16 protein-coding genes are annotated in these 16,332 nt (G+C 31.0%); 15 read left to right on the top strand and 1 reads right to left on the bottom strand.

Annotated features, from left to right (window positions below; all coding sequences use genetic code 11):
- The first annotated feature begins 33 nt into the window (after positions 1-33).
- The 15 genes from FYJ45_RS05685 to FYJ45_RS05755 all read left to right on the top strand — a co-directional run bounded on the left by FYJ45_RS05685 (position 34) and on the right by FYJ45_RS05755 (position 15,606).
- Positions 34-1,068: a glycosyltransferase family 2 protein gene (locus FYJ45_RS05685; protein WP_235930607.1), complete on the top strand. Its 1,035-nt coding sequence runs from the start codon at positions 34-36 to the stop codon at positions 1,066-1,068.
- A 12-nt stretch (positions 1,069-1,080) separates the two neighbouring features.
- Entirely contained in the window at positions 1,081-2,034 is a 954-nt protein-coding gene (locus FYJ45_RS05690; RefSeq protein ID WP_154463821.1) for a glucosamine inositolphosphorylceramide transferase family protein, read from the top strand.
- Positions 2,035-2,063: 29 nt separating this feature from the next.
- A complete protein-coding gene (locus tag FYJ45_RS05695; RefSeq protein WP_268890912.1) occupies positions 2,064-3,044 on the top strand; it encodes a glycosyltransferase family 2 protein in 981 nt (326 codons plus the stop codon).
- 10 nt (positions 3,045-3,054) lie between these two features.
- The gene (locus FYJ45_RS05700; protein ID WP_154463823.1) at positions 3,055-3,951 is read left to right on the top strand and encodes an ATP-grasp fold amidoligase family protein; all 897 of its coding nucleotides are present in this window, start codon (positions 3,055-3,057) and stop codon (positions 3,949-3,951) included.
- Positions 3,952-3,953: 2 nt separating this feature from the next.
- A complete protein-coding gene (locus FYJ45_RS05705; protein WP_154463824.1) occupies positions 3,954-4,598 on the top strand; it encodes a DUF1919 domain-containing protein in 645 nt (214 codons plus the stop codon).
- Positions 4,599-4,602: 4 nt separating this feature from the next.
- Positions 4,603-5,463: an alpha-1,2-fucosyltransferase gene (locus FYJ45_RS05710; protein WP_207708392.1), complete on the top strand. Its 861-nt coding sequence runs from the start codon at positions 4,603-4,605 to the stop codon at positions 5,461-5,463.
- Between the two features lie 19 nt (positions 5,464-5,482).
- Positions 5,483-6,562 (top strand): glycosyltransferase family 10 domain-containing protein, encoded by a 1,080-nt coding sequence (locus FYJ45_RS05715; protein ID WP_154463826.1) that lies wholly within the window; start codon positions 5,483-5,485, stop codon positions 6,560-6,562.
- A 9-nt stretch (positions 6,563-6,571) separates the two neighbouring features.
- Positions 6,572-7,750 carry a glycosyltransferase family 4 protein gene (locus FYJ45_RS05720; RefSeq protein ID WP_154463827.1) on the top strand — a complete coding sequence of 393 codons (1,179 nt, stop codon included), beginning with the start codon at positions 6,572-6,574 and terminating at the stop codon, positions 7,748-7,750.
- The gene (locus FYJ45_RS05725) at positions 7,743-9,488 is read left to right on the top strand and encodes an ABC transporter ATP-binding protein (protein WP_154463828.1); all 1,746 of its coding nucleotides are present in this window, start codon (positions 7,743-7,745) and stop codon (positions 9,486-9,488) included. The genes FYJ45_RS05720 and FYJ45_RS05725 overlap by 8 nt, the downstream gene beginning before the upstream one ends.
- Before the next feature lie 41 nt (positions 9,489-9,529).
- Positions 9,530-10,480: a glycosyltransferase family 2 protein gene (locus FYJ45_RS05730; RefSeq protein ID WP_154463829.1), complete on the top strand. Its 951-nt coding sequence runs from the start codon at positions 9,530-9,532 to the stop codon at positions 10,478-10,480.
- A 4-nt stretch (positions 10,481-10,484) separates the two neighbouring features.
- Entirely contained in the window at positions 10,485-11,579 is a 1,095-nt protein-coding gene (locus FYJ45_RS05735; RefSeq protein ID WP_154463830.1) for a UDP-N-acetylglucosamine 2-epimerase, read from the top strand.
- Between the two features lie 169 nt (positions 11,580-11,748).
- Positions 11,749-13,131, top strand: a complete 1,383-nt coding sequence (locus FYJ45_RS05740; protein WP_154463831.1) for a glucosyltransferase domain-containing protein — start codon at positions 11,749-11,751, stop codon at positions 13,129-13,131.
- A gap of 111 nt (positions 13,132-13,242) precedes the next feature.
- Positions 13,243-13,785: a DapH/DapD/GlmU-related protein gene (locus FYJ45_RS31690; protein WP_195841679.1), complete on the top strand. Its 543-nt coding sequence runs from the start codon at positions 13,243-13,245 to the stop codon at positions 13,783-13,785.
- Positions 13,760-15,037: an oligosaccharide flippase family protein gene (locus FYJ45_RS05750; RefSeq protein WP_154463833.1), complete on the top strand. Its 1,278-nt coding sequence runs from the start codon at positions 13,760-13,762 to the stop codon at positions 15,035-15,037. The genes FYJ45_RS31690 and FYJ45_RS05750 overlap by 26 nt, the downstream gene beginning before the upstream one ends.
- 20 nt (positions 15,038-15,057) lie before the next feature.
- Positions 15,058-15,606: a hypothetical protein gene (locus tag FYJ45_RS05755; RefSeq protein ID WP_154463834.1), complete on the top strand. Its 549-nt coding sequence runs from the start codon at positions 15,058-15,060 to the stop codon at positions 15,604-15,606.
- 102 nt (positions 15,607-15,708) lie between these two features.
- Here FYJ45_RS05755 and FYJ45_RS05760 read toward each other — a convergent pair.
- The coding region (locus FYJ45_RS05760) for an ATP-binding protein (protein WP_154463835.1) at positions 15,709-16,332 on the bottom strand (624 nt) is incomplete at its 5' end.

The following is a 16,332-nucleotide window of genomic DNA, read 5'->3' on the forward strand; positions in this document are numbered from 1 at the left end:
ATACTACTATATGGCATGATAATGGGAGCTGTAATGGAGACAAGGGTAAGTGTTATTGTACCGGTATATAATGTGGAAAAATACCTGGAAAGGTGCGTTAAATCGCTGACAGATCAAACATTAAGGGAAATTCAGATTATTTTAGTTGATGATGGCTCCTCAGATGGAAGCGGGGAGCTTTGTCGGCAATTTGCGGAAAAGGACAGCAGAATAAAGGTCATAAGCAAAAAAAATGAGGGGCAGGGATTGGCAAGAAATTCCGGCCTTTCATGTGTTTCGGGCAAATATGTTACTTTTGTGGATTCAGATGACTATATTGATACGGATACGTTTGAAGTTTTATGGAATACCATGGAAAGCAGTAGAGCTGATTTGTGCTGTTACAGCTATGTGAAGCATGATACAGAAGGAAAGATTGTTTACAAGGCTAAAGTAGATGAAAGGTTATATGAAAATAATGCGGTATATACATCCTTTTTGCTTCATTATTTCGGAGATGATCCCCTGTTAGATGATTTAAGAGGTGTTTCTGCCTGTATGTCAATGTTCAGGACTGAAATTATTAATAACAATAAGATTCGATTTCTGTCAGAACGCAAGGTATTTAGTGAGGATACGCTTTTTTGCTTGGATTATTGTAAATATATTAAAAAAGTGGTTACACTTTCGCATCCTTTTTACCATTATTGTCTGAAGGCTGATTCATTTACAAAAGGCTATCAGGAAAAGCGTCTTGAATTGACAATTGATTTCTGCAATACACTTAGCCGGTATGCCTGTGACTATAAGGTTGAAGAACTTGTTAGTGAAAGAATAAATATGGTTTTGTGGATTACCCTAATGGATTGTGTTAAGCAGGAAATTCTGCGGAGCAGGGAAACTGGAGTGCGGAAAACATATCAGATGATAAGGGAAATATGTAACCATTCATATGTGAAGGAAGTAATTCGCAATATGAATACAGATGGCTTCCATATGAAACAGAAGCTTTTTTGGTTTGCGATCAGGCGCCGATTGATTCCTATGGTTATGATATTGGGAATTCTTCGGGTAAAACAGGGAATATGAAGGTAATAGTATATGGGTATAAAAACTATTCTGAGAAAAATTAAGGGGATGGGATTGACGACTGCTTTCCTGAAGTTAATTGGTTATGATGCAGTATTTACTTGTGCTGTTCGACAGAGAGCAAGTAAGGAGGATATTCCTGAAACGAAAAGTCCGTTCCATGTTTTCGGACAATCAAAAGAATTCTGGTATGCGGATCCTCTTCTTTACTCTTTCAGAGAAAAGGAATGCATATTTATGGAGGCTTTTGACAGAAAGGCTGGGCTTGGGAGAATTGCATTTTCTGAAAGAAAGGAAAATGAATGGACAGCTCCTAAAATTATTATTGAAGAAAGTTTTCATTTATCATACCCTATGATATTTCAATATAAGCAGGAACTTTACATGATGCCCGAAACTTCCACAGCGGAGAAAGTAGTATTATACCATTGTATTAAATTCCCGGGGGAATGGGAAAAACAACAGACATTTTTAGATGGCAGAAAAATAGTTGATATAGTTGTAAAAGAAATAAAAGAAAATGAGATTCAATTTTTAGGCTCGGAATGCAGCAAGGATAACGATCTTATGACAAAGTTCTGCCGCTTTTCCCTGAAGCATAAAGAGGGGATGTTTGTGGCCAGTGAAGAGACGGAATTTAACCGTGTGCAACAATATACTTGGTTTTCACGGTGCGCAGGGTATCCTTATTCGGATTTGCTTCCGTTGCAAAGAAGCCGTGAGGGTATTTATGGTTATTCCATCATTATGTCTGATCGCAATGAAGTAATGGAAAGCGGAAATGTAATTATGAAAGCTGAAATAACTCCTGAGGATATACAGCTTTCAGGTAAAAAGCCAGGAAAGATTATTGGAATCCATACATACACCAGAACACTTGGATATGAGGTGATTGATGTGGAATATATGGAATATAATCCCTCAAAGTGGAGGGACAGGCTGAATAAAATAAATAGAAAAGGATGATTTCCGCCATGCCCTTGATAAGTATAATTATGTCAGTATATAACGAAGAGATATATTTGAAAGAAGCGCTGCAAAGCATTTTCAATCAGACAATTGAGGATTATGAACTAATTATTGTTGATGATTGTTCCACAGATAGAACGGTAGAAATTATAAAAAGCTTTAACGATCCCAGAATTAAATTAATTATTAATGAGACAAATATGGGATTGACTAAGAATTTGAATAAAGCTTTGAAACTGTGTCGAGGCGAATTTATAGCCAGGATGGATGGAGATGATATTTGCATGCCTGATCGGCTGCGTAAGCAGGTGGAATATATGAGGCTGCATCCTGAATATATGCTGACAGGGTGTCAGACAAGGACGTTTGGTGAGCAAAATATGACATGGTGTCTGAAAGATAATCCTGAAAAATTGAGGATAATGATGTTAATCAGGCCGGTACTTGCACATCCTACATTTATGATGAGAAAAGAACTTATATTTGACAAGAATTTTTGTTATGATGAAAGCTTTCGTTCCGCACAGGATTATGACCTTGCACAGCGGGTAAGTGAATTTTATCCTATAGGAATTGTGCAGGAAGTACTTTTAAATTATCGCACACATAAAAAACAGGTATCCAGCAAATCGGGAAGTACACAATTTGCAAATGCTGATCGTATACGTGAAAGGCAGTTGGAACGGTTAGGAGTAGTACTGGATGAAAATATGCGTAAAGTATATACTTTGTGGGTAAAAGAAGATAAGAATATCGAAGCAGAAACCTTTCGCAGGGCCCAGGAACTGATTCATGTATTTTGCAAAGCCAACGATAAAAAGAATATTTATAGTAAAGAGTTAATGGAAAAAACTTTGAAAGAAATGTTGTTTACTTGGTTTTTAAGAAATAAATCAATGAAGACTATGCTTAAGCTGCCGGCCATCTGTGATTCCATCAGTGATTTGCCAATTTTAGCAAAACAGACTGCAGAAATCATGAAAAGAAAAATGCACGAAAATAAATAGGGAGAAACTCATGCGGGAAGAAAGTTTGTCTGTAAGAAGAAAAATATATCGTAAAATTTGTGCATTGGGAGAAAGGTTTTTACCGGATAAATTATATTTAGAGATGCTTTATCAGGTGAGAATGGGAGAGAAACTCGATCTGAAAAAACCGAACAATTTTGATGAAAAGCTGCAATGGCTGAAGCTCTATGACAGAAAACCGGAATATACAATAATGGCTGATAAATATGAAGTCAGAAAATACGTAGAAGAAAAACTGGGAGAGAGCTATCTTATTCCCTTACTGGGGGTATGGGACAGCGTTGATGATATCGATTTCTCTATGCTTCCGGAACAATATGTGTTAAAATGTACGCATGATTCAGGAAGTGTCCTTATCTGCAAAGAGAAGAACACCTTTGATATTCAGTCAGCAAAGCAAAAATTAGAGAAAACATTAAGGACTAATTACTTTTATCCAAGCAGAGAATGGCCATATAAGAATATACATCCAAGGATAATAGCTGAAAAATATATGACGGATGAATCCCATGTGGAATTGAAAGATTATAAAATATATACATTTGGCGGCGAGCCATATCTCATTCAGGTTGATTTCGGCAGATTTGTCGAGCATAAACGAAATTTATATACAACAGACTGGCAGTACATTGATGAAGAAATAGAATATCCTAAAGACCCATCGGTGCAAATTGAAAAGCCGGAGAGCCTTGGGGAGATGCTGGAGTGTTCGCGAAAGCTCGCTGAAGGAACCGTCAGCCTGAGAACCGATTTTTACTCTATTAATGACAGAATATATTTTGGAGAAATAACATTTTATCAGGAAGCTGGATTTGCCCATTTTTCTTCGGAGGAATTTTCAAGGAAATTAGGGGAGATGATTGTGTTGCCAAAGAAACGAGGATAAGGATGACAGATAGGCTATTTCGTTTATATTATGAAATCAAAAGGAAACTGCGCTATAGACTATTAAAAAATAAAAATATATCTATTATAACAAATAATTGTCTTGGAGGAAAGCTGGCTCATGATTTTGGGCTCAAACTTAATAGTCCAATAGTTAACATGCAAATGGTACCGGAGGATTTTGTTAAATTTTGTAAGGCATATAAAATGTATTTGTCTAAAGATTTCTGTGAAGTTACTAACTTAGATAATGGATGTAAAGAGAAATTTTATAGTGTTGGTGGTGGAAATATTGATTTTCCGGTAGCGAATGTTGGAGATATTACTCTGTATCTTCAACATTATCAAAACTTTGAAGAGGCAAAAGCTGCTTGGGAAAGGCGAAAGTATAGAATACAGGATAAAAAATTTTTTATTCTGATTACAAAAAAACAAGGATTTGAAAATGTAATAGAAGATTTTTGTAAATTGTCCATTGAAAAAAAAGTTGTTCTGCTGATTGACAAGCCATATAAAAAAGAAATAAAAAATACAAAGTGTATATGTTTGGATGTACCATTAGGTGTTCATTTTATGGATAGAAAGAAGAATTGCTTTTATTATTATTATGAAAAGTACCCTTTTCTTAAATGGTTTAATGGAGAGTAATCATATGGTGATAATTGAGTTAAGCGGTGGTTTGGGAAATCAAATGTTTCAGTATGCTTTGGGTCAAAAATTAAAGTTTATAGGAAGGGATGTTAAATATGATTTGTCTTTTTATAGTAATAAAGAACAAACAGCAAGAAAATATAAATTAGATTTGTTTGGTATAAAATGTCCTGTGGCTTCTGAAAGAGATTTAGCATTAATGGGACAAGGAAAATCATTTGTAAATCGTATCAAACAGAAATTTCCTTTTGTTCAAAAAAAATTATATATTGAAAATCTCGATAAGGGATACGAACAGATAGTCTTGGAATTAGATGATATTTATCTATCAGGATACTGGCAGTCTGAGCAATATTTTTATGATATTCGTGATCATATATTAAAATTGTATCGATTACCGAAGACAGTGAATGTTGATAATTGTAATATTTTAAAAGATATAGAAAGAGAAAACTCGGTTAGTATTCACATACGTAGGGGGGATTATCTGGAAGGTAAGAATAGTGATATATATGGTAATATCTGTACTTTGATGTATTATACAAATGCAATTAAATTTATAAATAATCATTTAAAGAATCCTAAATACTATATATTTACTAATGATATAAAATGGGCAAGGGAGAGGTTTTCTGGTACTGATATGATAGTAGTAGATAACAAGTGTTCTGATGAAGATTATTTAGATATGTTTCTTATGAGTAAGTGTAAAGCTAATATTATTGCTAACAGTTCATTTAGTTGGTGGGGAGCATGGTTAAATCAATCTCCAAATAAGATTGTCATATCTCCTCAAAGATGGTTTAATAATCATAATGTTACAGATATAATATGCAATAGCTGGATAAAAATACCAGGATGATAGGAGAAAATAATTTAAAATGAGGATTGCAATAGTACCTTGGGATGAAAATATTACAGAAAATAATATTTTTATAGAAAAATATGCAGGGTATGTGGATAGTCATATATTGTTAAAAAAAGCATTTGAAAAAAGAAATATGGAAATTAACACTATAGACTGTTATACAAATTTAAGAGATGTGGATTGGTTTCTCTTTTTTTCCTTAGATTATAAATGGCTTTATAGAATATTAAAATTAGGGCTTTACAAACGGATGATTTATTGTAGTGCAGAACCAGATGTTGTAAAGCCAATTAATTCACGAGAAGGGTATACAAAGCTTTTAAAAATATTTCCTTTTATTTTAACTTGGAATGAGGAACTAATAGACAATAAACGTATTTTTAAAAGAAATATACCTTATTATTTTAATAAACAGTTTGGACAAAATAACTTTAACAAAAAAAAATTACTTATTAATATTTCAGGTAATAAAACTTCTAATATGAAAAATGAATTATATAGTGTAAGAGAAAAGGTAATAAGTTTTTTTGAAAAAAATTATTTTAATATGTTTGATTTATATGGAACTGGTTGGAATAAAAAAAAGCATCCTTCCTATAAAGGAATCGTGGAGAGCAAAATTGAAATATACCATAATTATAAATTTGCATTATCTTTGGAAAACACTTATGGGGTAAAAGGGTATGTTACAGAGAAAATATTTGATTGTTTTTGTGCAGGTATAGTTCCTATATATAAAGGTGCAAGCGATATTAATAAATATGTTCCTAAAAGTTGCTATATAGATTATGATAATTTTAAATCAATAGATGAATTGGCAAAATTTCTAATTGAAATGAACGAAGAAAATTATAATAAATATTTAAATTCTATTTGTTGTTTATTGGATTCTGATATTCAAATGACATTTAGCAGTGAAAAGTTTTGCGAATATATTTGCAAAGTATTTGAGAAAAAAATGCCGGATTTAAAAATTAATAAGAGATATATCTTATATATTAAGTATAAAGAGATGCAACAAGATATATCTTATAGATGTATGATTTTAAGGATAAAAATAAAAAAAGTTGTATTAAGTTGGTTACATCGCTAGGAGGAAACAGTGAGAATATTGATTGCGGTGCATACTTATTATCCGGATAAAAATGGGGTACAGATTGTAACGGAGTATATTGCTGAAGGATTAGCTAAGCATAATGATGTTTTGGTTGTAACTAATATGAAAGAAGGTTATAAAAGAAGTGAGAACTTTAAAAATGTTAATATTAAAAGATTAAATATAAAAAAATATAATAATTTTTTTTATGGAGAGAAAAAACTTTTCTTTAGAACATTAAAAAATTTCAAACCAGATGTACTAATATGTGTTTGTACACAGTCATGGCCATTTGACTGGATGCGAAATAAGATTAAGAAGTTAAATTGTATTACTATTTTGTATACACATGGTTATTCGGCTCTACTAAAGGAGTATCCTCTCCTTTATGACATTATACATTTTAAATTTAATGCTTTTAGATATCACTTTCGATGGAAAATCTATTATGCATTGGCTTATAAACATATAGCAGAATATGATTGTGCTATATATTTATCAGAAAAAAATATTTCTAGCTGGTATGCTAGAGAAAAAGAATTGAAAAATAGTGCTATTTTAGGAAATGCTGTTGAAGATATTTTTTTTGAGAATAGTGTACTATGTCGGATCGCAAAAGGAAAACGTAATAAGCATATACGATTTATTTATGTTGCAAACTATGACGATAATAAAAATCAAATATTTTTACTTCGGGCTTTTTATAAAGCTAATTTGAGTTCATCTGAATTAGTTTTTATTGGTAGTAAGAAAAATGAATATTTTGATTTGCTGTGTAAAGAAAAGGAAAGATTGGATACTCTTTTTAGTATGAAACAAATTTTCTTTTATGTAGGATTAGAACGAGAAGAAATACCTAAATTTTTGGAACAAGCAGATGTTTTTGTTTGTTCTAGTAAAAAAGAGGAGTATCCAATAATGCTATGCGAGGCAGCTGCGAAAGGGCTTCCGATCATTAGCTCTAATGTTGGACATGCATCTGATATGGATGGATGCATGGTGGTTGATTCAGAAGAGATGATGATAGAAGCAATGGTTAGGTTATATTCGTCTGAAGAGGAGAGAATAAGGCGCGGAGAATGTTTGAGAAATTATGCAATGAAGAATTATCGTATTTGTGATAAAGTGGACTGGATAGAAAAGAAAATAGATGAGTTAAAAATAAAGGGAAATAAAAATGTTTAATAAATTTAATTATATATTTAATAGGAAAGAAAAACGAAAATTACTTTTACTTTTAGTTATTATAATTATTGGTAGTTTTCTTGAATTACTAGGTGTAGCGGCCTTTATGCCTTTTATATCAGTATTAATGGATACTAATATAATATATGAGAATAAAATACTTTTATACTTTTATAGAATAACAAACTTTGGAAATATTGAATATTTTCTGGCTTTTTTAGCATTGTTGATTTGTTGTGTTTATATACTTAAAAACATATATTTATCATTTATGCAAAATATGATATTGAATTTTGCTTATAATATGCGAATGAATTTAGCAACAAATTTGTTAGCGACATATATAGCAGAGCCCTATACTTTTCATCTAACAAAAAATATTGCTGATATGCAGAGATGCCTTCAAATTGATGCAAATCAGTTTATGTTATTGATGAATGCTACTCTACAATTAATAGCTGAAATTATGGTTTGTATAGCTTTGGGTATTTATTTATTTGATACAAGTCATTCTATAACAATAGCTATTGCAGTTTTATTAATTGGTTGTTTAGGATTGTTTTATTTAATATCTAAGAAAATATCCCAAAAATTAGGGAGACAAAATCAAAGATATAATTCTAAGTTAATACAGTGGGTGAATCAAGCATTAGGCGGTATTAAAGAAGTCAAGGTATTAGAAAGAGAAAGCTTTTTTATTAATTCATATAAAGAAAATTATAAAAAATTAATTAAAGGAGCTAAAAATAATGAAATGCTAGCTACAATACCTAAATATATTGTAGAAACAGTATGTATTTGTGGAATGCTTTTGGCTGTAGTTGGTAAAATGTTTTTCGGTAGAAGAGAAATAGTAGATTTTATACCTCAATTATCTGTTTTCGCAGTTGCTGCATTTCGGCTCTTACCTTCAGTTGGTAAAATAAATTCTTATATTAATGGAATAATGTATGGCTTACCATCACTGGATCTAATCTATCATGATCTAAAAGAAGTAGAAAATAATAATAGAATAATAAAAAAAGATGTTAAGAAAACTGATAAGTTTTTTATTAAAGAGAAAATATGTTTAGTCAATGTAAGATATCGATATCCAAATACTGATATAGATGTATTAAAAAAAATTAATTTGGAAATTGGGAAAGGAAAAACAGTAGCTTTAATTGGTAGTTCAGGAGCAGGAAAAACTACCTTAGCAGATATAATTTTAGGACTTTTGCAACCAACAGAGGGGAGAATAATGGTAGATGAATGCGATATATTTGACAATATATCTTTATGGCATAAATCTATAGGCTATATTCCACAGAATATTTATTTGTCAGATGATACTATTCGTAATAATATTGCTTTTGGGGTAGAGGAGAACGAAATAAATGATAGTGCGGTGGAAGGCGCATTAAGAAAAGCACAGTTATATGATTTTGTTCAAAATTTAGCGGAAGGAATAAATACTTTTGTAGGGGATAGAGGCGTAAGACTATCAGGAGGTCAGCGTCAAAGAATTGGTATTGCAAGAGCGTTATATCATGAACCTGATATATTAATTCTTGATGAGGCTACATCCGCTTTGGATAATGAAACAGAACAAGCAGTAATGGGGGCTATAGAAAAATTGCAAGGAGTAAAAACTATGATCATTATTGCACATAGATTAACAACTATAAAAAAGGCTGATGAAATTTATGAAGTGGTAAATGGTGAATTAGTGAAAAGAAATCTAAAGGATATATTTTAATTAGATTTTAGTAGTGTTTAAATTATAGAAAAGGTGATTTGATGAAACTTGTTAAAATAATTGTTCCATGCTTTAATGAACAAGAATGTATTAAAAAAATGTACGAGAAAGTTAAACATGTTTTTGATAGTATGCCAGATTATGAATTCTGTATTTTATATATAGATGATGGTAGTAAGGATGATACTCTAAAGGAGATTATTAAATTATTAAAATTAGTAGGCAAAAGAAGGGTGAATTACCTGTCATTTGCTAGAAATTTTGGTAAGGAGGCGGCAATTTTCGCCGGATTATCTAATTTAGGAAATGCTGATTTAGTGGCATTAATGGATGCAGATTTACAGCATCCTCCGGAGCTGTTAAAAGAAATGATTTCTGAAATTGAAAATGGGCATGACTGTTGTGGAGCTCGGCGTATCAGTAGAAACGGGGAGCCAATTATTAGAAGTTTTTTTTCGAATTTATTTTATAAGGTAATAAATAAAGTTACCTCTATGCAGCTTGTACCAGGAGGTTCTGATTTTCGGGTAATGACTAGGCAAGTAGCAGAGGCAATAGTATCACTTACTGAAACCGAACGATTTACAAAAGGAATTTTTTCATGGGTAGGGTTCGATACACAGTGGATTGAGTATGAAAACTGTGAAAGATATGCGGGAACAACAAAATGGTCTTTTGGTGGGTTAATGAGATATGCGATTAGTGGTTTTATGGCGTTTGCGACTACTCCTTTAAGAGCTGTTATTTATATTGGTTTACTAATTGTAATGTTCTCTTTTTTTTATGCAATATATGTTTTTTACCATGCTGTAAAGAATCCAACAGGGCGGACTGGCTATTCTAGTATAATTTTATTATTATTATTTTTTGGTGGTTTTATAATTATGTTATTGGGAATTGTAGGGGAATATTTAGCACGTATTTATATGGAAGTAAAGCAGAGACCGATATATATTGTAAAATCAACTAATGTAGAAGAAAAAGAGGAGTAAAAAAATGAGGGATATATTTTTCTTTATAGGAACAGAGGCTGAATTAATAAAAGTTTTTCCTATAATGAATGCATGTCAAAACAGATTTCGCTTACATATTATAGCATCTGGGCAAAATGATATTGGTAATAGCCGAATTATGAATGTTGTAAAGGATATATCTATAGAAATTGAATTGAGTAAAGAGAGTGAGATTAAAAAGAGTGCTCTAGGGCTTTTTTGTTGGTATTTTCGTACTTATAAGAGTGCTCTTGGTAAAATTAAAGCGGTTTTTAATGAAGAAATATTACAAAAATCTTATTTATTAGTTCACGGCGATACAGTTTCGACTTTTATGGGGGCGTGTATTGGGAAAAAACTTGGAATGAAAATATGTCATATAGAAGCTGGATTGCGTTCACATAATATTTTTAATCCTTTTCCTGAAGAAATTGATAGAATATTAACGAGTCGAAAAAGCTATTATCATTTTGCGCCAGGTGATGCTCCTGCGAGAAATTTACAACATGTGAAGGGGGAAGTAATAAACACAAAATATAATACTATATTGGATAGTTTAGGGTACTCGTTTGAAATACCGCTAAGTAAAGAACAAGATTATAGATTTATGGATGAGAAATATTTTGTTTTTGTAATGCATAGGCAAGAGAACTTGGCGAATAGAAAACTTGTAGTTAAGGTGGTGAATGAAATTATTGAACTTTCTAAAAAAATGAAGTGTGTTATTATCTTACATACAATTACTAAGTTAGTTTTTCAAGAGTTAGGACTTATAGAATCGCTGGAAAACAATAAAAATATTTTCCTTTTGCCAAGATTAGATTATTTTGATTTTATGAAGGTTTTAAATAAAGCTGAATTTGTTATTACAGATGGTGGTAGCAATCAAGAAGAATTATTTTATATGGGGAAACCTTGTTTAATTATGCGGAAAACTACTGAACGGACAGAAGGTTTGGGTAAAAACGCAGTATTATATAATAATGATACTAAAACAATTCAGATTTTTGGCAGTCAATATAATAACTATAAAATTAAAAGAACAATAGCAGAAGTTTCTCCTAGTAAAATTATTGTTGACTATTTAGAAAAAAACTAGAAGAGGAAGTTATGATTAATTCCGATAGTATAAGGTTAAAAAAAATAATGCATAATTTGTATAAATTAAAAAAATATTTCTTATTAGTTGTTTTGATTTTTTAATATTATTATTTGTATATGGTTCTTTTTTAAATTTTACTTTTTCTAGCGATAATATATATTCATTTATGGAGATAGGAACAAAAAACTTAGGAGTTATTGATTATTGCTATGGTGGTAGATATACTATATATTTTTTTTGCAAATTATTGGACTTCTTTAATTTTGATTATTTTCATGGGCAAATTTATTCTCAATTGTTTAAAATTTTTTGTACAGAAATAGTCGTTTTAATTGCAACTAAAGCATTCTCAGAAGTAATAAATAAAGAAGGTACTGGATTAAAACTAATTATAATTAATTGTTGTGTATTATTTGCGGCTATCAATGTGTTTTATGTTGAAACTTTTATTTATGTAACTCCTGATTGGGGGATAGGAATATTATTAGCTGGTTTAACTTTTTGGGCTTTTATAAATAAAAGGTATATATTATCAGGAGTTTTGGCATTTTTAACAGTATCAGAATATCAAGTATTTCTTATTGTAAGCGGTATTCTAATTTTGACTTTTTTATATTTAAAAAATAAATCATCATTTACATTTTATACAATAAAAGAATATAGTATTTTAATGATTATAATGTTTCTGGCCGCAGGACTAAATTTACTATTACCTCATATTTTAAATATATTGGGAATATTATCTAATCCTACACGTCAAGTAAGTTTTACTCAAAAAATAGATTTAAAATTTCGTTTAATGCAAATTTTTGAGATATTTAAGTGGATTCTCAGAGATTCCTTGGGAATGATGCCTAACAAAATAATTTTTTATTTTATTATATTACTCGTTAGTTTTTATATAGTAGTATTATTATTTAAGAAGAAAATTGTTGAATTAATTCTTTTTTCTTTACATGTATGTGTGATTTTTTTTGCTCCGTTTGCGTTAGGACTTATAACAGCAGGTTTTTATATGCCTGCGCGTGTTTTGTTTCCTTTTTATTATTCTATTACAGCTTTATCTATTATTGTTTTTTCGGAATTTACAAATAAGTATACTATATTTATATTTGGAGGTTTAATAGTTATTTTTCTTTCCGTCTCTGTTTGGAACACTAAGAAATCTTCAGATGATCATTATGTCTCAAATATTTTAGATCAGCAATATGCACGAGAAATACAAGAAAAGATAAATCAATATGAGGAGGAAACTGATAATAAAATTAAAATTATTAAAATTCAAGAGTGGAGTAAGCGCGAAAAAACATGGGATTATAGAGAATTTATGAAGCATGAATATTATGATACAAATTATAATTTAAAACTTTTTTATGATGATTGGGCAGTTGTTCCGATTATTGAGTTTGTTTCAGGTAGAAAATATGAAATGGAATATATGACTGACAATGAATATAAGGAGTTTTTTGGGGGTAAATCATGGGGCTATATAAACTTAGAATTACAAGTTGAATTTATTAACGATACAGCGTATTTAGCAATTTATTAAGTGCAATTTGAAAGATAGGTTTATAAAAGTATGGTTTATTATATTATTAGTAAGATTTTATATTTTTGGGGATTGTTTTATTATAGATTTATTAAGCGGGTGAAGTTTGGAGTGAATACTTCATTCTTAGGAGCAGTTCATATAAAGAATGGAAAATATATTAAAATAGGCCATGACACTAATATTGGATATAAGTCATGGTTAGCTGTTATTACTGATTATGCAGGATATGTTTGTAAAGTTAGAGAAGGAGCACAAGGTATATATATAGGTGATAATGTCAAGGTTACACAAAGGTTAAAAATTTATTGTGCAGAAAGTGTATATATTGATGACAATGTGTTAATTGCAAGTGAGGTTTTCATTACAGATTATAATCACGGAATTAATGCAGAGATGGATTATTCAACTCAATCTCTAGTTTCTTCACCAGTTTATATTGGAAAGGGTGTGTGGATAGGAGAAAAAGTTTGTATTTTACCAGGGGTTAAAGTTGGAACTAAATCTATTATTGCAGCAGGAAGTATTGTAACGAAGGACGTACCTGAGTATACTATGGTAGCGGGAAATCCTGCAAAAGTTATAAAAATATGGGATCATAATTATAAAAAATGGGTTAGGAAATATAATGAAAAAGAAAAACTGTCAATATGATAATTCATTTGAACGTAACGGCACTATAGTATTCGCTATGCTTATGATTGGAAATGCTTTGGGAGTAATTTTTCAGTTAATTTCTGGAAGAATATTGAATGATGTAACTTTATATGCTGATTTAAATGCACTTCTTTCCTTATATACTATATTAATTTGGCCGATGGCAGTTATTACGTTTATTGTAACAAAATATATTTCACAATTTAATTGTTGTGGGGATTATTCGTCAATAAAATATTTTATAATTAAGTCGATTAAACCCATTACCTTGCTATCTTGTTTGATTTTTTTTACAGGGTTAGTATTTAATTCTTTTTTTAAAAAATTGTTACATATTAATAATTCTATAATGATTCTTCTTATTATAATTTTAGCTTCCAGCGCAATGTTTCAACCTCTTATTAATGGAAGCTTACAAGGAATGAAAAAATTTTTTGCATTAGGTCTAATGGGATTATTAGGACAGATCTTTAAAATAATAGCAATATTATTAACAATTGGCAGAAGACATAAATTAGAAATAATTCTTATCATACTTTTGTTTGGGGCTATTATAACTGTAATTATTGGTTTTGTCATACTTGCGAGATATTTAACAAAGACAAATAGTAAAGTAATAAATATTGAGATAAAGTCATTAATAATGTATGGTTTTAGCGCAGTCATAGCAAATTTAGGTTTAACATTATTAAGTAATGTTGATATGATTGTAATAAAATATTTTTTTGATTCAGAAGCTGGTTTTTATAGTGTGGCTTTAATATTGGGGAAAATTGTTACATATTTTTCAGGAGCAATTGTTGTTGTACTTTTTCCATTTGCAGTTGATGCGGGGGATAATAGACAAAAAGCGTGTCTATTGCTGAAGAAATCATTGTCGTATAATATTGTTTTGTCTATAATAGCTGCTTTATTATTAAATTTATTAGGTAAATACTTAATAAATTTGTTTTATGGAAGTACTTATCAGAGGGCTGGTAGTTATTTGTTTCCTGTAACGATATTGGTTTTGCCTATAAGTATTATTACTGTAATAATAAATTTTGTTTTAGCGAGAGATGAATGTAAATCTATTTTATTTATAGTAAGTATAGGGATTGTGGGAGAAATATTAAGTGTTTGTCTTATACATGACGATATAATTAATTCAATTTATGCTATGGGTGTAACATTATGGGGAGTTTTATTTATCTGTTTTTACTTACTAATAAAGGCATATAACAATGAAATATGTGATAATAAAAAATAGCTTGGAAGGTGTAAGTTTTAGTGGAAAAAATATTGAAAAATAGAAAAAATGAATTTCTTTCATATTTATTGTGCGGTATAATATCTTTGATTGTTTGCTTATTTATATTTCGATTAATTGGACATGATTGGGAAGTGCCTATTGCATATAGTTCCGATGCATTAGGCTTTTTTTTGGAAGTCCAAAATGGTGTGAGAGGAGGAAGTCCATATCTATATAAAACATATGCTGCGCCTTTTGGAACAGATTATAAGTACGCAATTGTAGACTATCATTTATATCTTTGGCCAACGGTTTTGTTGGCTAGAATTTTTAATAGTGCTTGGAAAGCTGTTAATATATCTTTTATATTAACATATTTATTTACGTCGTGGTCTGCTTTTTTTGTTATGAGACAATTCGGATTGAAGCGGATAACTGCAATATTTGGAGCTGTATTATATAGTTTTCTTCCATACCATACTTTTAGAAATGAGCTTCATTTTACTTTGTCATGTATTCAATTTATACCAATTACTTCGTATCTTGCATTAATTATTATGGAAAAAGACGATTGTTTATTCCGGTGAGATTGTACCCATGTTCCGGAGGAACGGATACCACTGTTCCGGAGGAACGATACCGTCAGTCCGGAACAGGATACCGTAAGTTATCAGTTACTTAATGCGAGTTTACTCGCTTTGTGTTGGATCTAATCCGTACACCTCTCTCATGGAGCGGTAGTTGACTAGATCCGTTGGTATGATGTTGATCTTATAAGCATCATGCTTGATGCGGTCAAGAATGGCTTCAGCAAGCGGACTGTCATCTCCACCCAGCTGATCATACCAACCGCCAGAATCATACTGTGAGCAAAAAATGGTGGATGATTTCCGGCGTCTCCTGTGAAGGAGTTCTAAAATATCATGCTGCTCTGTTTCTGTAGGTTTCAGAAGTAGCCATTCGTCAATGATCAGCAGCACAGGATTGGCATACTTTGCCTGAACTTTTTTATAGGTTCCGTCATTACGTGCCATCTCCAGTTCCATGAGCAGGTCTGGAAGTCGGATGTATTTGGTCTTGTACCGCTGTTTGCAGGCTTCCATTCCAAAAGCACAAGCCATATAGGTCTTGCCGCTCCCAGTGGCACCGGAAATGAAGATGTTCCTATGCTCCGTGATGTATTCGCAGGTCGCCAGCCGCTCAATCAAGCCACGGTTCAGCTTCCGACCCGACGTATAATTGATGTCCTGGATGCACGCTTCCGGCTGATCAAAAGTAGCGTTTCGAATTAGCCGCTTTAAACTGTTGTTTTT

Source organism: Eisenbergiella porci (genome assembly GCF_009696275.1).
GTDB lineage: Bacteria > Bacillota > Clostridia > Lachnospirales > Lachnospiraceae > Eisenbergiella > Eisenbergiella porci.